This is a genomic window from Loktanella sp. PT4BL (genome assembly GCF_003201935.1).
GTDB lineage: Bacteria > Pseudomonadota > Alphaproteobacteria > Rhodobacterales > Rhodobacteraceae > Yoonia.
Genome location: NZ_QJJL01000002.1, coordinates 464849 through 487308 on the forward strand (window position 1 = coordinate 464849; position 22460 = coordinate 487308).

At 59.5% G+C, this 22460-nt stretch carries 25 protein-coding genes; 11 read left to right on the forward strand and 14 right to left on the reverse strand.

All coding sequences use genetic code 11. The features are described 5' to 3' along the window. Positions 1-49: 49 nt before the first annotated feature. The 7 genes from C7964_RS07200 to C7964_RS07230 all read right to left on the reverse strand — a co-directional run bounded on the left by C7964_RS07200 (position 50) and on the right by C7964_RS07230 (position 5264). Positions 50-637, reverse strand: a complete 588-nt coding sequence (locus C7964_RS07200; RefSeq protein ID WP_110279446.1) for an HNH endonuclease — start codon at positions 635-637, stop codon at positions 50-52. A 216-nt stretch (positions 638-853) separates the two neighbouring features. Next, complete coding sequence (locus C7964_RS07205) at positions 854-1492, reverse strand: TIGR02466 family protein (protein ID WP_110278988.1); 639 nt, start codon at positions 1490-1492, stop codon at positions 854-856. Between the two features lie 99 nt (positions 1493-1591). Beyond that, positions 1592-2041: an EF-hand domain-containing protein gene (locus C7964_RS19915; RefSeq protein ID WP_181417127.1), complete on the reverse strand. Its 450-nt coding sequence runs from the start codon at positions 2039-2041 to the stop codon at positions 1592-1594. Between the two features lie 163 nt (positions 2042-2204). Further along, positions 2205-2873, reverse strand: coding sequence for an alpha/beta hydrolase (locus C7964_RS07215; RefSeq protein ID WP_110278989.1), 669 nt, complete (start codon positions 2871-2873; stop codon positions 2205-2207). Then, positions 2870-3514 (reverse strand): DNA-3-methyladenine glycosylase family protein, encoded by a 645-nt coding sequence (locus tag C7964_RS07220; protein ID WP_286163831.1) that lies wholly within the window; start codon positions 3512-3514, stop codon positions 2870-2872. Before C7964_RS07220 ends, C7964_RS07215 begins: the two co-directional genes overlap by 4 nt. Beyond that, the gene (locus tag C7964_RS07225; RefSeq protein ID WP_110278990.1) at positions 3496-4218 is read right to left on the reverse strand and encodes a cobalt-precorrin-6A reductase; all 723 of its coding nucleotides are present in this window, start codon (positions 4216-4218) and stop codon (positions 3496-3498) included. Before C7964_RS07225 ends, C7964_RS07220 begins: the two co-directional genes overlap by 19 nt. After that, complete coding sequence (locus C7964_RS07230) at positions 4215-5264, reverse strand: cobalt-precorrin-5B (C(1))-methyltransferase (protein ID WP_110278991.1); 1050 nt, start codon at positions 5262-5264, stop codon at positions 4215-4217. The genes C7964_RS07225 and C7964_RS07230 overlap by 4 nt, the downstream gene beginning before the upstream one ends. A 98-nt stretch (positions 5265-5362) precedes the next feature. On the opposite strand from C7964_RS07230, the gene cobA reads away from it, so the two are divergent. The 3 genes from cobA (at position 5363) to C7964_RS07245 (ending at position 8799) form a co-directional block, all read left to right on the forward strand. Beyond that, entirely contained in the window at positions 5363-6214 is an 852-nt protein-coding gene (gene cobA / locus C7964_RS07235) for a uroporphyrinogen-III C-methyltransferase (protein ID WP_110278992.1), read from the forward strand. 72 nt (positions 6215-6286) lie between these two features. Next, positions 6287-7540 (forward strand): cobyrinic acid a,c-diamide synthase CobB, encoded by a 1254-nt coding sequence (locus C7964_RS07240; protein WP_110278993.1) that lies wholly within the window; start codon positions 6287-6289, stop codon positions 7538-7540. Positions 7541-7584: 44 nt separating this feature from the next. Beyond that, positions 7585-8799 carry an MFS transporter gene (locus C7964_RS07245; protein WP_110278994.1) on the forward strand — a complete coding sequence of 405 codons (1215 nt, stop codon included), beginning with the start codon at positions 7585-7587 and terminating at the stop codon, positions 8797-8799. A gap of 61 nt (positions 8800-8860) precedes the next feature. Here C7964_RS07245 and C7964_RS07250 read toward each other — a convergent pair whose 3' ends face one another. The 3 genes from C7964_RS07250 to cysS are packed head-to-tail and all read right to left on the reverse strand — an operon-like array spanning position 8861 to position 12683. Next, positions 8861-9628 (reverse strand): squalene/phytoene synthase family protein, encoded by a 768-nt coding sequence (locus tag C7964_RS07250; RefSeq protein WP_110278995.1) that lies wholly within the window; start codon positions 9626-9628, stop codon positions 8861-8863. Next, the gene (gene cimA, locus C7964_RS07255) at positions 9625-11250 is read right to left on the reverse strand and encodes a citramalate synthase (RefSeq protein WP_110278996.1); all 1626 of its coding nucleotides are present in this window, start codon (positions 11248-11250) and stop codon (positions 9625-9627) included. Before cimA ends, C7964_RS07250 begins: the two co-directional genes overlap by 4 nt. Then, positions 11250-12683: a cysteine--tRNA ligase gene (gene cysS / locus C7964_RS07260; protein WP_110278997.1), complete on the reverse strand. Its 1434-nt coding sequence runs from the start codon at positions 12681-12683 to the stop codon at positions 11250-11252. The genes cimA and cysS overlap by 1 nt, the downstream gene beginning before the upstream one ends. A 370-nt stretch (positions 12684-13053) precedes the next feature. On the opposite strand from cysS, the gene C7964_RS07265 reads away from it, so the two are divergent. Then, positions 13054-13341, forward strand: a complete 288-nt coding sequence (locus C7964_RS07265; protein WP_110278998.1) for a hypothetical protein — start codon at positions 13054-13056, stop codon at positions 13339-13341. Positions 13342-13632: 291 nt separating this feature from the next. Then, positions 13633-13971, forward strand: a complete 339-nt coding sequence (locus C7964_RS07270) for an MmcQ/YjbR family DNA-binding protein (RefSeq protein WP_110279448.1) — start codon at positions 13633-13635, stop codon at positions 13969-13971. Here C7964_RS07270 and C7964_RS07275 read toward each other — a convergent pair. Further along, the gene (locus tag C7964_RS07275; protein WP_110278999.1) at positions 13962-14351 is read right to left on the reverse strand and encodes a VOC family protein; all 390 of its coding nucleotides are present in this window, start codon (positions 14349-14351) and stop codon (positions 13962-13964) included. The two genes, C7964_RS07270 and C7964_RS07275, sit on opposite strands and share 10 nt — an antisense overlap. Before the next feature lie 2 nt (positions 14352-14353). Then, a complete protein-coding gene (locus C7964_RS19920) occupies positions 14354-14530 on the reverse strand; it encodes a hypothetical protein (RefSeq protein WP_181417128.1) in 177 nt (58 codons plus the stop codon). Positions 14531-14607: 77 nt separating this feature from the next. On the opposite strand from C7964_RS19920, the gene soxR reads away from it, so the two are divergent. The 4 genes from soxR to C7964_RS07295 are packed head-to-tail and all read left to right on the forward strand — an operon-like array spanning position 14608 to position 18178. Next, complete coding sequence (soxR, locus tag C7964_RS07280; protein WP_110279000.1) at positions 14608-15051, forward strand: redox-sensitive transcriptional activator SoxR; 444 nt, start codon at positions 14608-14610, stop codon at positions 15049-15051. 33 nt (positions 15052-15084) lie between these two features. Further along, on the forward strand, positions 15085-16260 hold the full coding sequence (locus C7964_RS07285; protein ID WP_110279001.1) for a pyridoxal phosphate-dependent aminotransferase: 1176 nt from the start codon (positions 15085-15087) through the stop codon (positions 16258-16260). A 50-nt stretch (positions 16261-16310) separates the two neighbouring features. Further along, positions 16311-17372: a bifunctional transcriptional activator/DNA repair enzyme AdaA gene (locus C7964_RS07290; RefSeq protein WP_110279002.1), complete on the forward strand. Its 1062-nt coding sequence runs from the start codon at positions 16311-16313 to the stop codon at positions 17370-17372. After that, positions 17369-18178, forward strand: coding sequence for an isocitrate lyase/PEP mutase family protein (locus tag C7964_RS07295; RefSeq protein WP_110279003.1), 810 nt, complete (start codon positions 17369-17371; stop codon positions 18176-18178). The genes C7964_RS07290 and C7964_RS07295 overlap by 4 nt, the downstream gene beginning before the upstream one ends. A gap of 118 nt (positions 18179-18296) precedes the next feature. Here the strand turns inward: C7964_RS07295 and C7964_RS07300 are convergent, their stop codons facing one another. Together C7964_RS07300 and C7964_RS07305 are read right to left on the reverse strand one after the other, a co-directional pair. Further along, a complete protein-coding gene (locus C7964_RS07300) occupies positions 18297-18926 on the reverse strand; it encodes an outer membrane protein (RefSeq protein WP_110279004.1) in 630 nt (209 codons plus the stop codon). Positions 18927-19150: 224 nt separating this feature from the next. After that, a complete protein-coding gene (locus C7964_RS07305; protein WP_110279005.1) occupies positions 19151-20239 on the reverse strand; it encodes an anhydro-N-acetylmuramic acid kinase in 1089 nt (362 codons plus the stop codon). 63 nt (positions 20240-20302) lie between these two features. Here C7964_RS07305 and tyrS point away from each other — a divergent pair, with 63 nt between their 5' ends. After that, a complete protein-coding gene (tyrS, locus tag C7964_RS07310) occupies positions 20303-21553 on the forward strand; it encodes a tyrosine--tRNA ligase (protein WP_110279006.1) in 1251 nt (416 codons plus the stop codon). Between the two features lie 20 nt (positions 21554-21573). Continuing rightward, complete coding sequence (locus C7964_RS07315) at positions 21574-22425, forward strand: PhzF family phenazine biosynthesis protein (protein WP_110279007.1); 852 nt, start codon at positions 21574-21576, stop codon at positions 22423-22425. Positions 22426-22460: the final 35 nt, after the last annotated feature.

The following is a 22460-nucleotide window of genomic DNA, read 5'->3' on the forward strand; positions in this document are numbered from 1 at the left end:
GCGGCCTACCTAACCCGATGCGTGCCCCAAGTCTAGCACTGCTGCGCAGTTAGGCTTCGAGTTCTGCATCCCAATAGAGGAAATCAAGCCAACTTTCGTGCAAATGATTGGGCGGAAATTTGCGCCCGACGTTATGCAACTGTTCGGGAACAGGCCGGCGTGGCGGTTTTTGCAGGCTCATACCGCATTGCTTGAGCGACCGCGCCCCTTTGCGCAGGTTGCAGGGCGAACAGGCCGCCACCACATTTTCCCAACTGGTGATTCCGCCACTGGCGCGCGGGACGACATGGTCAAACGTCAGATCACCACGTGCGCCGCAGTACTGACAGCAAAACTCATCCCGCAAGAACAGGTTGAAACGGGTAAACGCCACCTGCTTTTGCGGCTTGATATAGTCCTTTAGCACCACAACCGACGGGATTCTGATGATCGTCGAAGGGCTGCGCACCACCTCGTCATATTCGCTTACGATATCCACGCGGTCGAGCCAGGCCGCCTTGACCGCCTCCTGCCATGGCCAGAGCGAGAGCGGATAATATGACAGGGGCCGATAATCTGCGTTCAGAACCAACGCGGGATAGTGTTTCAGCGCACCCGGTTCGCGCACAAAATCAGTTCTGAAGTCCGTCTGCGTCATAAGCCACACCCCAACAAGGCTGTGCGAGACCAAACAAAGCGGCAGTCCCGCAGTCTTCTTGAAAATGACTATATATCGCGTCAGAAATGTGACAAGTCCCAGAATGTGCGACAAATGCCGCAACTTTTGGCAGACTTTGCACAGGCTGCAATCCCCCTTGGCACGGTGGCTAGAGCACCGCGCCTGCGTGTGGCGCGTCTGAGAGGCACCACACGTCTATTTGGCCGCTGCTTTACGCTGTTTGCGATAGGTCGCATTGAAGGCGATCGTGACCCGCTCTTCGGGCGCTTCATTGGGATAGACCCAATGAACGAGATAGGACGGAAACAGGATCATCTCTCCGGGCATGGGCCGGATTGCCTTTTTCGCATTGAAGGGGGGCGCTTTGAGCAAACGCCAGCTTGGCAAATCGCTGCGGGGATCAAGAAACTCGATCTTGCCGGATGAACCTTCGTCGACTTCGGGCTGAGCCACATAATAGACGCCTGACCAATGCGCACCCGGATGGGTATGGGGGGCGTTGAAGCCACCGGGCGGATTGGCGTTCATCCACGCAAAGAGCTTCACATCAAGCGCATCCAGATCAGCCTTGGCGCCGATTTTCCTTGACGCAGTGTCAACGGCTATCAACGCCTCGGACTTCAAACACTGGATACAAGCAGCCTCATTTTCAAAAAGATTACCTGCGGAATGCCAACCGCCGCGATTGGACTTGTCAACGCCGTCGGAAGTGCTGCGCAGGCGGGCGCCCTCGGCGAGCAGGTCTCTGTTCAGCGCCGCTGAATCCGCAAGGTTGAAACGGAACACCGGCGTGGAGAACAGTTTTTCGAATTTGGTGATGGCAAGCGTGTCCATGGTAATCGCCCTATTGTCTTAAGTCTTTTTTGCCAAGATCGCGGCAGCCATAGCGATGTGGCTGCCGCAGTCCGGAATTTGCAGAACCGACCCTAAAGATCAGTCGTCGTCGGACTCGTCGCTTTCATCAGACTCATCGTCTTCGTCGTCATCCTCGTCATCGTCTTCGTCGTCATCCTCGTCGTCGTCTTCGTCATCGTCTTCGTCGTCGGACTCATCGCTTTCGTCGGATTCGTCGCTCTCATCCGACTCATCGCTTTCGTCGGACTCGTCGCTCTCATCCGACTCGTCGCTCTCGTCATCGTCGGATTCGTCGTCTTGTGACAGCCGGACCTCGCCGATGCTGACGCTGCCATCATTGTCGCGGTCGTTCTGTCGCAGGTACAGATCTGCGCCTGCCGCACCAAAGGCTGTTTCCAGCTCACTTCGTGACAGCGTGTTGTCGCCATTGGTATCAACATCGGCGAATGCACGCGTTTGTGCGAGTGCAGGGGCTGCCGATACAACGGCACAAAGCGAGGTGGTCATCAAAAGCTGGGAAAGTTTCATATGTCTTCTCCTGTGAAGGCCCTTGCCGGGCGGTGATGTCACGAAGATGGCCGCAAATCGCGCCCGCGACATCGGTCCAGGGTCGAAGAATGACACGCATTGGTCCGATCAATCATCGGACCATGGTCTGAAATATTAACATCATCCCGCCCAAAGACCGGTCTTATGACATACCCAGACGATCCCGCATGAAGGCCAGCGCCACGGAAAGCCCGTCAGGTGCAATGCCATGTCCCGTGCCCTTCATGATATGGGCATAGACCTCGGTCCAGCCCGCCTCTTGTAGCGCCTCGGCCGCCTGCGGCAGCGATTGTGGCGGAACAACGTCATCCGCATCACCGTGGATCAAAAGGACCGGTGGTCGGCTTTGCACCTCATCGGCAAGTGCCTCCGGCTCCAGCAGACGCCCCGAAAAGGCAACGACACCCGCAATGGCATCCTCACGGCGCGGCACCACATGCAGCGCCATCATCGTACCCTGAGAAAAGCCAAGCACGATGACCTGCTCGGGCAGCAAGTCCTCATCCACCATCACCCCATCAAGAAACGCATCCAGATCAGCCGCCGCATTTTCCATACCGGCGCGGCTTTCTTCCTCGCTTGAGCCGTCAATCCACGGGATCGGGAACCACTGCAGCCCCATCGGGGCTGCGATACAGGCCTCCGGCGCGTCAGGCGCAATGAAAAGCGTATCCGGCATATGCTCGCCCAGCGGATCGGCCAAGCCGATCAAATCCGCCGCATTGGCGCCATAGCCATGCAGAAAAACCACACAAGAACGTGTCTCGCCCGAGACCGGTTCGCGCCGCTGTGCTTCCAAAGCCCTTGTCATCTGATGCCTTCTCTTTGTTTGCTATGTTTGTAGTAGGCCCACATGATGCGGGCTGCAACCGATCGCCACGGCGACCATGCCTCAGACATCGCCCGCAGTTCTCTTTCTTTGGGGCGCGCGGGCAGATCAAAGATCAAACGTGCTGCCTCCTGCAACGCAAGATCACCCGGCGCAAAGACATCCGCCCGCCCCAACGAGAACATCACATATATCTCGGCTGTCCAAGCACCGATGCCGGGAACAGCGGTAAGGGTCTTGATCACATCATGCGCTGGCATTTGGCGCAGAGCCTCATAATCAATTCCGGCACTGGCCAAAGCATGGGCATAGCGCGCCTTTTGCTGGCTCAGGCCCAGCGCGCGCAGTTCATCCGTGCGGGCGGCGGCCACCGGATGCGGTTCTGTCATCCCTGCCCCCTGCAACCTTGCCCAGATCGCATTGGCCGAAGCGACGCTGACCTGCTGGCTGACAATCGCACTGAGGAGTTCCGCGAAGCCATCCGGTTTCAGGCGCAGCGGCAAAGGTGGCAACCCGTCCATGGCGCGCGCAAACCGCGGCTCGTTGCGGCCAAGCCAGTCCGCCCCCTCCGCAATGCAGGCATCCCCGATGATCACGCGTTCTCTCACAAGGCGTTCACCCAAGCGAGTGCGGCCTCCACTGACGCGACCACAGGCCAATCGCCTTGCGGTGGCCGCGCGATCATAAGCACGGGAATACCCAGTTGCCGCGCAGCCGTCAGCTTGGTGCCGCTGGCTGCACCGCCCGCGTTCTTGACCACCAGATACTGCACGCCCAGCGCGTTGAAGAGCGCCACTTCATCCGCGACCGAGAACGGTGGCCGCCCGACCAGAAACCGCCCGCCCGCAAAAGGAAACGGCTTGTCGGGCGGATCAATCTGGCGGCAGATCACTTCGCGTCCGGTCAGATTGGCGAAACGGTCGAGCGTCTGACGCCCCGTTCCAAGGAACACAACCGAGCCTTCTGGAATATGGGCCGCGGCGTCTGTTTCCGAGGCAATCTCGATCCAGTTGTCCCCTGCTTCCGGCGTCCATGGGGGGCGCAGAAATTGTACGTAAGGCAGGCCAAGTGACTGGCAAATGGATGCTGTCCGCTTCGTGATGCGGTCTGCAAAAGGATGCGTCGCATCGAGAACGGCCGTGATGCCCGCCTCTTGCAGATAGGTGCGAAACCCGTCTGCCCCGCCAAAGCCGCCGATCCGTGTCGGCAAAGACTGCGCCGCCGGCGCCCGCGTTGCACCGGCCAGCGAGATCACCGCATCATACCCCTGCAAGTGCTCTGCGATCTGCCGCGCCTCTCCGGTGCCGCCAAGGATCAACAAAGTCATACGCCAGCCCTTGCGATAATCGTGCCTTTGCGGTCGATAATGATGATATCATAGGCAATCCCCGCCGCGCCGAACCGCGCCTGCACCTGCGCCAGTGCCTGATCAGCAACCTTTTGCGCCATCATAGGCCCTGCAATCTCATAGGCCTCAAGCGCAGTGTTCGCCTCGGCCAAGCGCGGATCACCCACCATCGCCGCAAGCCCTGCAAAATCCACCTGACTGCGCGCAGAGTGCAAATCCACCGCCCCTTGCGCCAGTTTCGTGATCTTGCCGATACCGCCTCCAATCGTGACGCGCCCGATAGGATTTTTGACCAGATACTTCAGCATCCCCCCCGCGAAATCGCCCATATCCAGCATGGCATGATCAGGCAGCGCATAAAGCGCCTGCACAGTTGCCTCCGATGTGGCCCCCGTGCATCCGGCCACATGGGTCAGACCCGCCGCACGTGCCACATCTATTCCGCGATGGATCGAGGCGATCCAGGCCGCGCAACTAAAGGGCCGCACAACACCTGTCGTCCCAAGGATCGACAGCCCCCCCGTAATTCCCAGTCGCGGGTTCCATGTCTTGAGCGCAATCTCTGCACCTCCGGGCACGGACACCTCGATCACCACATCAGGGCGCTGCTCGTAGTGCGCTGCCATTTCTTCAACAACGTCCGTCATCATCTGACGGGGCACCGGATTGATCGCAGGCTCGCCCACGCCAATCGGCAGTCCGGGTTTGGTGACGGTCCCCACCCCTTCACCTGCCTGAAAAACAATGCCCCTATCGGACGGGCGCACTGTCACGACAATCAGCGCGCCATGCGTGACATCAGGATCATCGCCTGCGTCCTTGGTAATCCCCACACGCGCCCAGCCCTCGCCTGCCTCCGCCAAGGCAAGCGGAAAGACCGGCGTTTCGCCCTTGGGCAGCACGATCCCCACTTCGCGCACAAAGGCACCGCCCCAAAGACGCATCAAAGCCGCTTTGGTCGCCGCCGTTGCACAGGCCCCCGTGGTCCAGCCACGGCGCAATCGGGGTGTGGTGTCATCACTCATTGCGCGCGACGATAGGCAGGGTGGGCGGTGACGGCAATCACCAATACGAGGTCGTTTGCCACCTTTCCAAGCCCCGCAATCGGCGGCATAAAGGGGACATGAGCACCGATATCCCCCTTCCCTCCCACACATGGCCCACGCTAGAACGCGGCTGGGTCTGGCTTTGTGGCGCGGGTCCGGGTGATCCGGGGCTGTTGACGCTCCATGCGGTCAATGCGCTGCGTCAGGCAGATGTGGTGATCTATGATGCGCTGGTACAGGAACAAATCCTGTCATGGGCCCCGCTGGCCGAACATATCTATGCAGGCAAACGCGGCGGCAAACCCTCTGCCAAGCAGCGCGATATCTCGCTCCGGCTGGTCGATCTCGCGCGTGCAGGCAAACGCGTCCTGCGTCTCAAAGGCGGCGATCCTTTCGTCTTCGGGCGCGGCGGTGAAGAGGCCCAGACCCTCGTCCAGCACAATATTCCGATCCGTATCATTCCGGGAATCTCTGCAGGGATCGGCGGGCTGGCCTACGCGGGTATCCCCGTCACCCACCGTGATGTGAACCAGTCGGTGACCTTCGTGACCGGCCATGACCAGTCCGGCAACACACCCAGTTCGCTTGACTGGGCCAGCATCTCAAAGGGCAGTCAGGTCATCGTCATCTATATGGGCATGAAACACATCGCCCAGATCGCCGAGCAACTGATCACTGCAGGACGCAGCCTGCATGAACCTGTCGCTGTGGTCACAACAGCGACAACCGAAGACCAACAGGTGCTCGAAACCACACTCGGAACCATTGTCGAAGACATCGCCGCCGCCGCACTGGCCCCGCCCGCGATTATCTGCATCGGGCAATCCGTGCTGATGCGGCAGGTGCTCGACTGGCAGGGTATGGCCGCAGGGAACGCGCCGCGCAACCTTGACCCCTTGGGCCGTGGCCGCCCCGCCGAATCTGCCTGAGGCATAGATGCCACCCCTCTTTCCATGTCCGATCAAACTTCCGCCGGAGGCATCCCTGCGCCTCCTCGCGCGATGAGTTTCATTCTCGCAGCCCCCGCTTCCGGCAGCGGCAAAACAACCGTCACCTTGGGCATACTGCGCGCACTCAAGAACCGCGGCCTTTCTGTGCGGGGCGCCAAGTCCGGTCCGGATTACATCGATCCGCGGTTTCACGAAGCCGCCTGCGGACAGCCCTGTCTGAACCTTGATGCTTGGGCCATGACCGCCGCGCGCATCACGTCACTTGCCGCCGGTCCCCTGCCACTCGTTATCGAAGGGGCGATGGGGCTGTTTGACGGGGCTCCCCCCGACGGAAGAGGTGCCACTGCCGATCTTGCGCGTATCCTGGGCCTGCCTGTGATCCTGATCGTGGATGCCGGCAAAATGGCAGGGTCAGTCGCGCCCTTGGTCCAAGGGTTCATCGCCCATGACGCGGATGTGCGGATTGCCGGCGTGATCCTCAACAACGTGGGGTCGCCCCGACACGAAGCCATGCTCCGGCGCGCACTTGCCGGTGTACCTATCTTCGGCGCAATTGCCCGCACAGCCGCACTGAGCCAGCCGTCACGGCACCTCGGTCTGGTGCAAGCGCAGGAAAGGCCTGACCTTGAAGCCTATCTGGACGCAGCCGCCGCCTTGATCACGCATCACTGCGACATGGATACACTCCAGACGATGCTACGCGCCCCAGCATACGCATCCGGTCCGTCCCACAAAGCCGTTCCGCCAGCCCAACGCATTGCAATCGCCCAGGATGCGGCCTTTGCCTTTAGCTATCCGCACCTGCTGCAAGACTGGCGCGACGCAGGGGCGGACTTGCAGTTCTTCTCGCCCCTCGCAGATGAGGACGCGCCGGATGCAGACCTTATCTATCTGCCCGGCGGCTACCCGGAGCTCTACGCCGGTCGCCTTGCGGCGAACGCCCGCTTTCTGGGATCGTTGCGCAGATCAACCGCCCAGATCTACGGGGAATGCGGGGGGTATATGACCTTGGGCGAGGTCATGATTGACGCGGACGGCACAGCTCATCCCATGGCAGGGTTGCTTGCGCTGGAAACGTCTTTTGAGAAACGCGCGCTGCATCTGGGCTATCGCGACCTGCAAGCGCTGTCGGGTCCCTTTGCGGGGGCATGGAACGGGCATGAATTCCACTATGCCACGACCGTCAAGGCCAGCGGCACACCGCTTTTTGCAGCCGCCGATGCCGAAGGCGCCTCCTTGCCCGCAATGGGGTTGATCCAAAACAATGTTAGCGGCAGCTTCGCCCATATTATTGACGCAGCATAATCAGGGCCTTGCCCTGCCTCAGGCGCAGGCGTAACGATATCAAAATGATAATAGCTGATGACACGCGGGCCAAACGCAATGTGGCCGTTCTGGTGCTCGCCCAAGCCATTCTGGGTGCGCAACTTCCAATGATCTTTGTTGTGGGCGGACTTGTGGGCGGGCAATTGGCCTCGAACCCCTGCCTTGCCACACTGCCGATCTCGGTCATTGTCTTTGGATCCATGACCACAGCGCCGTGGATCAGCCCCTTGATGCAGCGTAACGGACGCCGCTTTGGCTTTTTTATCGGGGCCTTTGCGGGGGCAATGGGGGCAGCTGTCTCGGCTTACGGTCTCTACACCGGCTCATTCCTTATTCTGCTGGCTGGCTCATATCTCACCGGCATCTATATGTCCGCACAGGGCTTTTACCGCTTTGCCGCAACCGATACCGCCTCGGAGGCGTTCCGCCCTAAGGCGATCTCTTATGTCATGGCCGGCGGGCTTCTCTCGGCGGTGATCGGACCGCAACTCAACAAGCTGGTGCAGGACGCCTATGTGGTGCCCTTCCTTGGGACCTATATGGCCATCATTGTGCTGAACCTCGTGGGGATGCTCCTGTTTCTCTGGCTCGACCTGCCCAAGGGGACCAGACGCGAGCCGGAAACCACAGCGGTGGTCGGGCGTTCGCGGCTGGAACTGCTGCGCGACCCGCGGGTGCTTGTGGCGATCATCTGTGCAATGGTCTCCTATTCCTTGATGAACCTTGTCATGACCTCGACGCCTTTGGCGGTGGTGGGCTGTGGCTTTACCACAGATAACGCCAATGACATCGTCTCGGCCCATGTCTTGGCGATGTTCGCCCCCTCCTTCTTTACCGGCCACCTGATTGCGCGTTTCGGGGTCGAACGGATCGTCTCGCTCGGGCTGGTCATTCTTGCTTTCGCCGGTGTCGTGGCCCTGTCCGGTGTCGCGCTGACCAATTTCTATATTGCGCTGATCCTGTTGGGGCTCGGCTGGAACTTCGGCTTTATCGGGGCCACCACAATGTTGGCAGGTGCGCATCGTCCAGAAGAGCGCGGTGCAGTGCAAGGCATGAACGACATGATCGTCTTTGGTATGGTGACTGTGGCTTCGCTGGCCTCGGGCGGTTTGATGAACTGCTCGGGTGGCACGCCGGTTGAGGGCTGGAATGCGGTGAACCTTGCGATGGTTCCTTTCCTCGTGCTGGCTGGCGGCTCACTGATCTGGCTGGTGCGGCAACCCAGAATGGCGGTCTAGAGACCAAGATTTTTCGACGAAAAATCTTGGGGGAGCGCCAACAATTTTCGACGAAAATTGTTCAGTGCCACCAGCCGCGCAAGGTTACGTTGAGGAACCGCAAACTGTCGCGCGCAGGGTTCACATCAAGCGCATCCGTCACAACACGTGCCGGTTCACGCCGAACCTTTTGCAGAACAGGCCGCGCATGATAGCCCGCGATCAACGCAGCTCCCGCCGCCTTTGATACCGCACGCCTGTTCTTGCGCGCCTGTTCCATCCGCGCCTGTCCAGACTTGGCCAATTCAGCAATGGCCTTTTCAGTGTTGTCCGACAAAGGCTTGCGCCCTTGTGCGGTCAGCGCGGGGTAAGCCTGCAGAATATTCGCAACCCCCACGCCATAACCGAAATCACGCACGACCCCTTCGTCTGCCGCCCCCAAGAGGCGCGCCGCGGTCCACATCAGATGGGCCGAGGTGGCGTTGATGTATTCGTCAAAATGCGCACGGTCCTCGAAAGGCTCGGAATAGATATCCCACCGCCGCGCGGCGACCAAACCGTCCAGACAGCGCGCGCCTTCAGCGTCCAGACACCCTGCCAGCGCATCCACTACCTCATGGCGGCGTGGTGTCTTGCCGTCGGCAATCTCTTCCAGCGCATCGCGCCACCATTGCAGGCGCATTTCGGCGATCATCGCCTCCTGCGTCACCCAAGGGGCGCGCGCGATCTCGATGTTGAAAGCATAGAGCGGAAACAGGATCTTGCGCGCTGACACGGGTGCTGTCATGGCCGCGCGAAAACGCAGCGGATCGGCCTTTTCAACCAGTGCAGCGCAGGCCTCAAAGCTCATGCATCTGCCTTTGCGCCGTCGCGGATCAGCTTCCAATTGATCGCGTCAATCAGCGCATCAAAGGACGCGTCCACGATATTGGCGCTGACCCCTACCGTCGACCATGACCTGCCCTTGCCATCCTCGCTGTCGATGATGACGCGGGTCACAGCCTCGGTCCCGCCATTGGTGATACGCACTTTAAAATCAACAAGTTGCATATCATCAATGATGTCCTGATAAGGGCCGAGGTCCTTGGACAAAGCACGTGACAGCGCGTTTACGGGGCCTTGATCCGACCCGTCCGGCCCTTGGCTTTCACTGACGTTCAGCATCTTCTGGCCGCGTACCTTGGTGACAACAACCGCCTCGGAGATTGACACCATCTGGTTGCGCTTGTTCTTGCGCCGCTCGACGGTGACACGGTAGCGTTTGACCTCGAAGAAACGTGGCAAAGCGCCAAGTTCCTCACGCGCCAGCAGCTCGAAACTCGCCTGTGCGGTGTCATAGGAATAGCCCTGCGCCTCGCGTTCCTTGACCCGTTCGACAATCCGCGCCAAGGCGGGATCATCGGCTGCGACCTCAAGCCCTGCCTCCAGCAGACGCGCGCGCAGGTTGGACTGCCCCGCCTGGTTGGACATCGGCACGATCCGCGTGTTGCCGACCAGCGCGGGGTCGACGTGTTCATAGGTGCTGGGATCCTTGGCAATGGCCGAGGCATGCAACCCCGATTTATGCGCAAAGGCCGAGGCACCGACGTATGGCGCTTGCTTGGCAGGCACGCGGTTGAGGATATCATCCAAAAGGCGCGACGCCCGACGCAGACCTTTCAGGGCCTCCGGCGAGACACCCGTTTCAAACCGGCTGGCAAAGGGCTCTTTCAGCAGCAGCGTTGGGATCAGCGTCGTCAGGTTCGCGTTCCCGCACCTCTCGCCCAAGCCATTGAGTGTCCCTTGGACCTGCCGCACACCAGCCAGCACAGCCGCCAGTGAATTTGCCACCGCATTTTCGGTGTCGTTGTGTGTATGGATTGCCAGATGATCGCCCGGAATTCCGCTGGCAATCACCTCGGTGACAATTTGCGACACCTCATGCGGCAGCACCCCGCCATTGGTATCGCAGAGCACAATCCAGCGCGCACCAGCCTTGTAGGCCGCATGCACGACCTGCAAGGCATAGTCCGGGTTCGCCTTGTAGCCATCAAAGAAATGCTCGGCGTCAAAGAGCCCCTCACGACCTTGCGCTGTGAGATGGGCTAAGCTCGCGGAGACGTTCTCGATGTTGTCCGCAAGGCTGATGCCAAGGGCGGTCGTCACATGGAAATCATGGGCCTTGCCCACCAGACAGACCGCAGGCGTGCCCGCATTCATCACCGCCGCCAGCACATCGTCATTCTCGGCCGAGCGCCCGTTGCGCTTGGTCATGCCAAAGGCTGTAAAGGTGGCTTTGGTTTGCGGCGGATTGGCGAAAAAATCCGTATCGGTCGGGTTCGCCCCGGGCCAGCCACCTTCGATATAGTCGATCCCCAGACCATCGAGCACGGCCGCGATTTGGTGTTTTTCCGCGGCTGAAAACTGTACCCCTTGGGTCTGCGCCCCGTCGCGAAGGGTGGTGTCGAAGAGGTAAAGGCGTTCTTTGGCCATCACAGCCCCTCCAGCTTGGCTGCGTCGAAATCAGGGCCCGGCGCCCATGTCGCCTGCCCGCCCACATCCGTGACCTGCACGCCAGCGGCATTGAGTATATCGCGCACCTCATCCGCACGCGCCCAATCCTTGGCGGCCCGCGCCGCCGCGCGCTCGGCCAGCAAAGCATCAACGCGCATGGCAATAGCGGGGGCGACACCATCACCGGCCTCGCCGCCATCGAATTGTGGGATGTGGGCCCAGTCGTTCACCAGCCCCAGCATTTGAAGCCCGTAAGCAAAACCTGCCAGCGCCACCGGCGTTTTGCCCTTCGACAACACATGCAGCCGTGCCAATGCGCCCGAGGTATTCAGGTCATTGGCCAAAACACCGAGAAATTCGGCATCAGGCTGCCATTTGCCTTCGGCGCGCAGCGCAGCAATGAGTTCGGGGCCAAAACCATGCCCGTGCAGGATGCCGTACCATTTGCGCAAGGTGCCTTCGGCCTCGGCGCGGCGGGCCTCTGTCCAGTCCATCGTCTTGCTGTAATGCGTGCCCAGCATGACCAACCGGATCACCTCGCCCGGGATACCCTGGTCCAGCAGGTCGCGGATGGTAAAGAAATTGCCCAAGGACTTGGACATCTTCTTGCCCTCCACCTGCAGCATCTCGTTATGGATCCAATAGCGGGCAAACTCACCCTGCGGATGGGCGCAGGCAGATTGCGCGATCTCGTTTTCATGGTGCGGGAATTGCAGGTCGTTGCCACCGCCGTGAATGTCAAAGCTTTCGCCCAGCAATTCATGGCTCATGGCGGAACATTCGATATGCCAGCCGGGGCGGCCATAGCCCCATGGGCTGTCCCACCCCGGCACACCGTCACCCGAGGGCTTCCATAGCACAAAATCCATCGGATTGCGCTTGTAAGGGGCCACCTCGACCCGCGCACCGGCGATCATATCGTCGATCGACCGGCCAGAGAGTGCGCCATAAGCCTCATAGCTTTCCACCGCGAAAAGCACATGCCCCTCGGCTTCATAGGCATGATCCTTGGTGATCAAGTCCTCAATCATCGCGATCATCTGCGGAATGTGATCCGTGGCGCGCGGCTCATGCGTGGGGCGTTGCAGACCCACGGCATCGAGATCATCGTGATACCACTGGATCGTCTCCGCCGTGATATCACCGATCGCACGGCCCGTTTCGGCCGCACGCGCGTTGATCTTGTCATCCACATCCGTGAAATTGCGCACATAGGTGACGTGATCCGCGCCGTAAACCTCTTTGAGCAGCCGAAACAGCACATCAAACACCAGCGAGGGCCGCAAGTTCCCGATATGCGCGCGGTCATAGACCGTTGGCCCGCAGAGGTACAAACGCACGTTTTGCGGATCAATCGGGACAAAGTCCTCGCGGCGGCGGGTCTTTGTATTGTTCAAGCGGATCGTCGTCATAGGTGCCTCGCACGTGCGTTACGCCGCGGGCTTACCAAGTTCAGTTTTGTTTTGAAACGTGAAAGAGCAACCCGCGACAGATGTCAGCAGATAATAATGCAGCAGGTAATGATGCAGTTACTCTTCATGGGGACGGGATAGCAGGTCACAACAACTGCGTCCACATGAACTTGGATTGAGTGGGGAAGTCAGGTTTGAGCCCAGATGAACCGCACGTGCAAGACAACGCAAAACGCGTTCCGGTCAAAGTGGGAAGGACCGCGAAACCGTCGTCCCGAATGACCGTTAATTCCGCGTTCATGCAGTTTTTGCTAAAATTATATACGTCCAGCGTTTCTTGGGCGCGTTTAATAGTGCAAAGGGAAGTAAGATGAATATCCTTAAAACTACGATGCTCAGCACGTTTACCGTCATGTCCCTGGGATTGGCCTCAGCCAGCTTCGCAGATGGTTGCCCCTGTCCGCCGCCGGAGGAACCGGAAGGCAGTAACCCCGGCAATGCCAAGCCTGTCGGCAACAGTCCTTGGGACGGCATTACGGGCAATAGCGGCAACAACAATCCGGGACCGCGTGCTGCGCCTATGGAAGGTCAGCGGACGGACAATCCGTTCGCGCAACCGGGCGACAAGGGCGACGGCCCGAGTTCTGCAAACAAATGATCAGCCGATGAGCCGTGCTTTGTGCGGTCAATCATTGTCAGACAAAGTGCGGACTTGAAGACGTCCCCCGTTATCCCGCTCGTCCAAGTGGGGTAACGGATCGTAGGAATTTTAACATTTAAGAACACGAACGCAGCACTTTCATGCGTGCTGTCAGCTTGAGTAGGCATGGTTTCTGTCCTTGGTGTCGCCGCGGGCTTTCAATCCAATCGTATTTCGCTTGCTGTGAAACGCGCAAAAGTGCCGCAAAGGACCCTTCCAAATCGCCCACATCTCGGGCATCCTCACACCATGTCACGCACCCTCGTCAACCAGATCTGCGTCGACCTGCCCGGTGCCACCGCCGCCGATCCCGCGACCGAGCTGGACAGCTGGAAGGTGGGCGGCAAGATGTTTGCCTGTTTCGGTGACCGGATCGACGGTGTCTGCGTCAAAACAGACAGTGTGGACACCGCGGCCATGCTGATTGATGCAGGCGCTGCAACCAAGGCCCCCTATTTCCACAGAAGCTGGGTGCTGGTCAGTTTCGACAGCGCAGAAGATGAATTGCGCCATAGGATTGCCGTGTCATATGACATCATCTTCAAAGCGCTGCCAAAGAAGGTCCGAGATGTAATCGGTCAGGCGTAGCTGACGACCTCGATCTCGATCCCGTCACTGTCGTGAAAATAGAACCGGCGACCGGGTTCATAATCGGCATGGCTGTGGGGGGTGAAACCCCGGGCCTTCACCTTCGCCTCAACCGCATCCAGATCATCCACAACGACACCCAGATGGTTCAACCCGCCGCGTGTCTGATAGCTTGCATCCGTTTTCGGCACTGTCTGGTCGGGTTGTGATCCTGCATAGACGGCGACATAGCTTTCGTCTGTCCCGACGTGGACGGTATATCCCGCTCCGTTCATGGCAGACCCTTCCCAGCGGACGCGCCAGCCGAAAAGGTCCACCAGCATGGCCGCTGTTTGCCGCGGGTCCGACACGGTGACGTTGACATGTTCAAGCTGTGCCATCTTCAGCCCCTCCTTTTGAGCGCCGCAATGACGCGGGCAATTGGGCCAGGTGCCGTACTGCGGGCAACAGCAAGGAAACAGCCACATTCAAGGTCATGCCCCCAGCCCAAGCCATCACGTTTCATGGCTGAAAGCGCCTCGGGGTCTGCGCAATAGCGCGCTGTGCGGTGGTTTGGCATCAGTTCTCTCCTCTGTTCAATTGAGTGCGAATCTGTTTTCATTCCTCAAGTTAACTTGAGATCAAGGATTAATTTTCATGCCCCAGGGATTGACCATCGGAGACCTAGCCGCGCGGACCGGATTGGCGGTGTCCGCCATCCGGTTCTATGAGACCCACGACATCGTCAACCCCCTGCGCAACAAGGGCGGTCATCGCCGCTACGGGCGGTCTGACATCCGGCGTTTGTCTTTTGTGATGGCCGCGCAAAAGCTGGGGTTCAGCCTGTCGGAAATCGCGCCCCATCTGCGTCGCCTCCCCGACCACAAAGCACCGTCCAAAGCCGACTGGACACGGATCAGTGCCGCCTTCCGCCACGATATCGACGCGCGTATCGCAGCATTGGAGGACCTGCGTGATAAGCTCGATGGCTGTATCGGCTGCGGCTGTCTGAGCCTGAAGTCCTGTGCGCTCTATAACCCTGCAGACGTGAAAGCGGCCGAAGGTGTCGGGCCGCGCAATCTCATCGCCACAACCACTTGACTCTCCCCGTTGCAGGCGGTTCCTCTGCGCCCCATGAAACTCTCGCATCGCATCACAAATATCACCGGCGGCGGCTCTGACGGCTGGGACGTCTTTTACAAAGCGCGGCGCATGATCGCAGAAGGCATTTCTGTCACGGAACTGACCATCGGCGAACATGATATCCGCACCAGCCCTGCCATTCTGGAGGCGATGAACAGGGCGGCCAAGGGCGGCCACACGGGCTATGCCATGGTTCCGGGCACACTTGCTTTGCGCAAATCGGTTGCCGCAAGGATTGCCGCGCGCACAGGCGTGCCCACAACTGCGGAAAACATCCTGATCACACCGGGCGGACAGGCCGCGCTCTTTGCGGCCCATATGGCTGTCTGCGATCCCGGGGACACCGCGGTTTATATCGATCCCTACTATGCCACCTACCCGGGCACGATCCGCGGCGCGGGAGCCGTGCCCAAAGCAATCGTGACAACACCGGACACCGCCTTTCAACCGACCGCTTCGGCGCTGCAAGAGGCGACGAAAGGTGCGGCCTCTTTGCTGGTCAACACCCCCAACAACCCCACAGGTGTTGTCTACGGGCAAGAGACACTCGCAGCCATTGCAGGGGCCTGCATCGCCAATGATCTGTGGCTGATCTCGGACGAGGTCTATGACACGCAGGTCTGGGAAGGCCGCCATGTCAGCCCCCGCAGCCTGCCCGGCATGGAAGAGCGCACGCTTGTCGTGGGATCCATGTCCAAAAGCCATGCCATGACCGGCAGTCGCGTAGGCTGGATCTGCGGCCCGACCGAGACGATCAGCCAGATTATCAACCTTGCCACACACACGACATATGGCGTGGCCGGTTTCATTCAGGACGCCGCAGATTTCGCATTGAATCAGGGTGATGCGGTGGAAGAAGAGGTCGCTGCCCCCTTCCGCCGCAGACGTGCGCTCACGATGCAGGCGCTCTCAGGCCAGAACGTGGTGCGCGCGGTGCCTGCACAGGGTGCGATGTATGTCATGCTTGACCTGCGTGCGACCGGCATGAGCGGTGAAGACTTCGCAAATGCGCTGCTTGATGCCGAACATATCGCAGTTATGCCCGGCGAAAGCTTTGGTGCGGCGGCGGCAGGCCATGTTCGGGTCGCCATGACGATTGCGGATGATCAATATCTGGATGCGCTCAAGCGCCTGATCCGTTTCGCCAGCGGCCTGGCTGCGCAATAGGCGCCCGATTTCAGGCGGCACTGCGGTATAGAATCGGGTAGCGTCGGGTCATGATGTTTGACCTGTCTGATGATGACACGCTCTATGATGCACTTTTGGCGCGTGATCCCGACTATGACGGGCGGGCGTTTGTCGGTGTGTCCTCGACAGGTATCTTTTGCAGGCTGACATGTCCCGCGCGCAAACCGAAGCGCGAAAATTGTCATTTTTACAATGATGTAGCAGCCTGCCTTCAGGCGGGTTTTCGCCCTTGCAAACGCTGCCACCCGCTGTCACCTGCGGCGCAGGGCGATCCGGCGGTTGCGACACTGCTTGCAGCGCTTGAGACACAACCGGAGCATCGCTGGTCCGAGACAGATATCATCCGGATGGGGTTTGATCCTTCAACGGTGCGCCGCGCCTTCAAACGGCACTTTGGGCTGACATTCCTTGAAATGGCACGCAGCAGGCGGTTGGCATTGGGGTTCACAGCCCTGAGCAGCGGATCGGTCATCGCCGCACAGCTGGATGCGGGCTTTGAAAGCCCCTCCGCTTTTCGCGCGGCCTTTGGCAAATTGATGGGGGTGGCCCCCGGCAGCCTTGCCAAGGATGCGCTTTTACGCGCCGACCACATCAAAACACCGCTGGGCGATATGATTGCGGTTTGCGATAATCGCGCGCTGCACTTGCTGGAATTCGCAGACCGCAAGGCCCTCCCTGCGGAAATGCAGCGGCTGCGCAAAGCGGCCAAGGGCAGCGTCGGGATCGGGCGTTTTTTAACACATGCCCAGATCGAAGCGGAACTTGAGGCATTTTTTGCCAAGACCTCGGATCAGTTTGCCACGCCGCTTGCCCTGCATGGAACCGCCTTCACCCGCAACGTCTGGGCCAGCTTACGCACCATTCCTGCGGGCGAAACGCGCAGTTACAGCGCGATTGCCGCCGCCATCGGTGCGCCGCTTGCCACCCGCGCTGTGGCCCGCGCTTATGGCGCCAACCAGATCGCAATCGTCATCCCGTGCCACCGCGTGATTGGCGCGGATGGATCGCTGACAGGCTATGGCGGCGGGCTTTGGCGCAAGCAATATCTGATCGACCTTGAAAAACACTATGCTGACAGGAGACAGCCATGACCGATATTGGTGCTACATTTCGCGCACTGCACATCAAAGGTGATCCGCTTTTGATGGTGAACGTCTGGGATGGCGGGTCGGCCAAGATGATGGCGACCATGGGGGCCAAGGCCCTTGCGACATCGTCGGCGGCCCATGCCTTTACGCTCGGCCGGCCCGATGGCGGGACACTCACGCGGGACGAGGCACTGGCGCATGCGCAGGATATTGTCAGCGCCACACCACTGCCTGTGCAAGGTGATTTCGAGAACGGGTTCGGCGATGATCCCGAAACTTGCGCTGAGACCGTGCGGATGGCCGCCGAGATAGGTTTGGCTGGCATCTGCATCGAAGACACCGCCCTGCCCGATCAGACGGCCTATGATTTCGACCTCGCCGTCGAACGGATTGCGGCGGCTGCGGCGGCAGCGCGTGGTTTGGGGCATGATTTTGTGCTGACAGCTCGTGCCGACGGCATTCTGACTGGTGCTTATGACACGGATGAAGCAATCCGCCGTTTGCGGGCGTTTGAGGCGGCGGGGGCAGATTGCCTTTACGCCCCGTTGCCACCGGATATGGCCGCGCTGGCACGGATTTGTGCAGCTACAACAGCACCGGTCAATGCGCTGGTTGCAGGGCCTTTCAACCGCCACACCCAGGCTGAATTCGCAAACATCGGGGTGGCGCGCTTGTCGCTTGGCTCTGCGCTTTCACGGATCACCCACCGCGCGATCTATGATGCCGCAACTGCCATGTTCGGATCAGGTGATTTTTCCGCGCTTCAGAAAGGCATCAGCAGCGATATCATTGACGATCTGCTGACATAGACAGGCCCAAGCCATAAAAATGGGGCCTGTCAGAATTCTGACAGGCCCCATCAAAGCATCCAATGCAATTGTTTTTTGGGGAAGGGACAGTGCGGTTGGATACCTTATTGGTCAGTTCTTAGAACTTGAACGATGCACGCAGTGTCAGCGTTGTCGCATCGACGTCGAGGCCGTCGTTGTCCGCAACATCTTCAAACTGGTGCTGCAGAACTTCACCACCCAACACGATGGAGTCGCTCATCATGTAGGACAGGCCGAGACCGGCAAATGTGCCGTCTGTGTCGCCGTCAAGATCATCAGATGTTTGCGCCTGTGCGTAGCCTGCGGTGATGTATGGCATGAATGCGCCTGCATCATAGCCAAGTTTGGCTTTTGCGCGTGCAACGCCATCCAGATCAGAGTTTGGCGTATCGAACGAGATATCTGTCAGGTCATAATCAACCTCACCACCCAGAACGATGGAGCCGAAATCATAGTTGTAGCCAGCGTGGACACCGTAGATCACACCGTCAGGCTCGGATGGAGTTGTTGCCGCGTTAGGATCCAGTTGACCATAACCAAGCTGGCCACCGACATAGAAGCCGGTCCAGTCGTTGCCCATCATCACAGGGGCAGGCGCAACAGCAACAGGTGCAGGTGAAGGTGCTGCAACTGGCTCGGACAGTCCGCCAGCGGTTGCCATACCGGCGACGATCGCCAAAGGTGCAGCCAACATGCTCGTGCGGGCGATTTTTGAAGTCATAAACATTGTAGTCTCCGTTTTTCGGTTGTTGTACGAGCCACAGATGACACTTCGTTTACCGTATTCAACCGGCCTCACGGGGCTGTGACAATCATCGGCCAAAACTGGCGGAGTGCGGCGCATCGCATCGGCCAAAACTAGCCGATTTTCTAGGAAAATCAGTCAAATACCCGTTTTTTGCCTTATATCAATCGCACGATTTTGTGATGTTGTACAATTGATGGCTTTGCCTAAGGGCTCAGCCGCCCGCCCGTCAGCGGGGTCGGCACGGCCGTCGTCTGCGGACTCGACAAAGGGTATCCCCGTACAGCCCTCACCGCCAGATAGGCAAAGGCCTGTGCCTCGAGCATGTCGCCGTTCAGACCCTCGGCTTCGACGGGAACCACATCGCTGGACAGCGCCCGCGCCAGACCGGCCATGACCGTCTTGTTGTGCCGCCCGCCGCCCGTGACCAAAAGCTGCGCGGGCATGGTGGGGCAAAGGGCCAGGGCCGCGACCACAGATTGCACCACGGCTGCGGCAACTGTGGCCAGTGCATCCGTGTCAGGTAAATCCGCAACGGCCCGGACCAGCCCGTCAAAGGCATCGCGATCAAGCGATTTGGGGGCGGGTTTGGTGAAATACGGATGGGCCATGAAAGCCGCAAGGATACCGGCATCCGCCTGCCCCTGCGCCGCAAGCGCGCCGTCCGCGTCATAGTCGACCCCGTGGCGCAGACGCATCAGGTCATTCATCGGAGCATTGGCAGGGCCGGTATCAAAGGCCAGCAGGGCCGCGGGGTCTTCGGGCACCTCACAGGCAGGATTGACCCACGTGATATTGCCGACACCGCCAAGGTTCAGAAAGGCGACCGGTGCTTGCGCCTTGATCCATTTGGCTAAGGCAAAGTGATAGAAAGGCGCCAGCGGCGCGCCCTGCCCGCCTGCGGCCACATCGGCGCTGCGAAAATCCCACGCCACAGGATACCCCAAAGCCGCCGCCAGCCGCGCCCCGTCACCGCATTGATGGGTCCCGCGGCCACCGGGATCATGGGCAAGGGTCTGGCCATGGAAACCCGCAAGCTGGATTTCTTTAAAAGGTTTCATCAGGGCGATATGGGCGTCTTCGACAATCTGTGCCGCCTTGCTGCAATCCGCGTCCTGCCAGCGGCCCAAATGCGCCTTGAGGACCGCTTGTTCTGCGGCACTATAGGGCCGGTAGGCACTGGGCCCGAAACCCGCAATCTGCCTGCCATCGGTATGCAAAACCGCCGCATCCACCCCGTCAAGCGAGGTGCCCGACATGGTGCCAAGCACGGTGATCACGCCATCTTGCAACATGTACTTTCCCTATGCCTTCGTCCTCACTATAGAGTGCACCGAGACAATGCCGGGAACAAGCCAATGACCTACCATCCGAAATCCGAATTCATGAACGTCATGATGCAGCGCGGCTTTCTGGCCGACTGCACGGATTATCAGGGCCTTGACGAGGCGCTGAGCAAAGGGGTCGTGCCTGCCTATATCGGCTATGACGCCACCGCCAAATCGCTGCATGTCGGGCACCTGATGAACATCATGGTGCTGCGCTGGTTGCAAAAATGCGGACACAAGCCGATCACCCTGATGGGCGGCGGCACCACCAAGGTGGGTGATCCGTCGTTCCGTGCGGATGAACGCCCCTTGCTGGACGATGCGGCGATTGCCGACAACATTGCAGGCATGCAGAAAGTCTTTGCGCAATACCTGACCTATGGGGATGGTCCGAAAGACGCGATCATGCTCAACAATGCCGAATGGCTTGACGGGTTGAACTACCTCTCTTTCCTGCGGGATATCGGGCGGCATTTTTCTGTGAACCGGATGCTGTCTTTCGAAAGCGTGAAATCACGGCTGGACCGCGAACAGTCACTTTCGTTCCTCGAATTCAACTACATGATCCTGCAAGCCTATGATTTCCTTGAATTGAACCGCCGCTATGGCTGTCTTTTGCAAATGGGCGGCTCGGACCAGTGGGGAAATATCGTCAACGGGATCGACCTGACGCGGCGCGTGCTGGATCAGGAAATCTACGGCATGACAACGCCGCTGCTGACCACATCGGACGGGCGCAAAATGGGCAAGTCCCAAGGCGGCGCGATCTGGCTGAACGGCGATATGCTGTCGCCCTATGAATTCTGGCAGTTCTGGCGCAATACAACTGATGCCGACACAGGCAAGTTCCTGAAATTATTTACCGAACTGCCTGTTGAGGAATGTGAACGGCTCGGCGCGCTGGAAGGCTCCGAGATCAACGCGGCCAAGATTATTCTGGCCAATGAGGTCACAACCCTATTGCACGGCGCCGAGGCTGCCCAGGCAGCGGAAGCGACCGCGCGCGAAGTCTTTGAGAAGGGCGGCGTCGGTGATGATCTGCCGACGCTGACGTTAACAGACGATGAGTTGGGCGATGGTATCTCGATCGTGCAGTTGATTGTGAAATCGGGCCTTGCCAAAAGCGGGAAAGAGGCCAAACGCCTTATCGCCGAAAACGGTGCGCGGTTGAATGATGAACCGCTGACCGATGCGGGCCTGATGGTGGATGCAAGCCAGCTTGCCAAACCGATCAAACTGAGCGCGGGTAAGAAACGTCACGCTTTGGTGCAACTGGGCTAGCGGAAGGCAGAGGTAAAGCAATGACTGATTATCTGGTCTACGACGTCTTTACCGACACGGCTTTTGGCGGCAATCAGCTTGCGGTTTTCCCTGATGCGCGGGGGCTGCCCGAGGCAAATCTGCAAAAGATCGCGCGCGAATTCAACTTCTCGGAAGTGACCTTTGTGTATCCGCCAAAGGATCCCGCACATACTGCAAAGGTGCGCATCTTCACCCCGACAATGGAGATCCCTTTCGCGGGTCATCCCACCATCGGCACGGCAATCGCGCTGCGCGATGCAGGCCACGAAGGCCCGCTGACGTTTGAGCTGGGCATTGGCCCGATCATCTGTGAGTTTGCAGGCGATAGCGCCGCGTTCACAATCAACGCACCGCTCACGCGGCTTGCGACCCCCGATCCGGCATTGGTCGCACAGGCGCTTGGGCTGGAGAAATCGGCGATTGATCTGACCACACATGCCCCTTTGCAAGCCACGATCGGGCTGCCTTTCGTGCTGGTTGCTCTGCGCAGCAAAGACGATCTGGATGCCAGCGCGCCTTCGGTTGACCATATCCGGCAAGGGGCCAAGACCTACCCTGCCAGCATAGATTTCGCGCTCTACGCCTATGTCCGCGACGGCAACCACATTGACGCACGCATGTTCGCACCGCTTGACAATATCCCCGAAGACCCCGCCACGGGAAGTGCGGCAGCAACGCTCGCTGCTTTGCTGACCGAGGAACTGGGCCAAGACCTGACGCTTGAGATCCTGCAGGGCGAAAAGATGGGCCGCCCGTCCAATATTTCCGCCACCACACGCCATGGCAATCCTGTTACTGTCACCATCGCGGGCAAAGCTGTGCGGACGATGCAAGGCACGCTTGTGGTCTAATCTTCTGGAAACCGGCGGCTTGCCCCGTTATCACG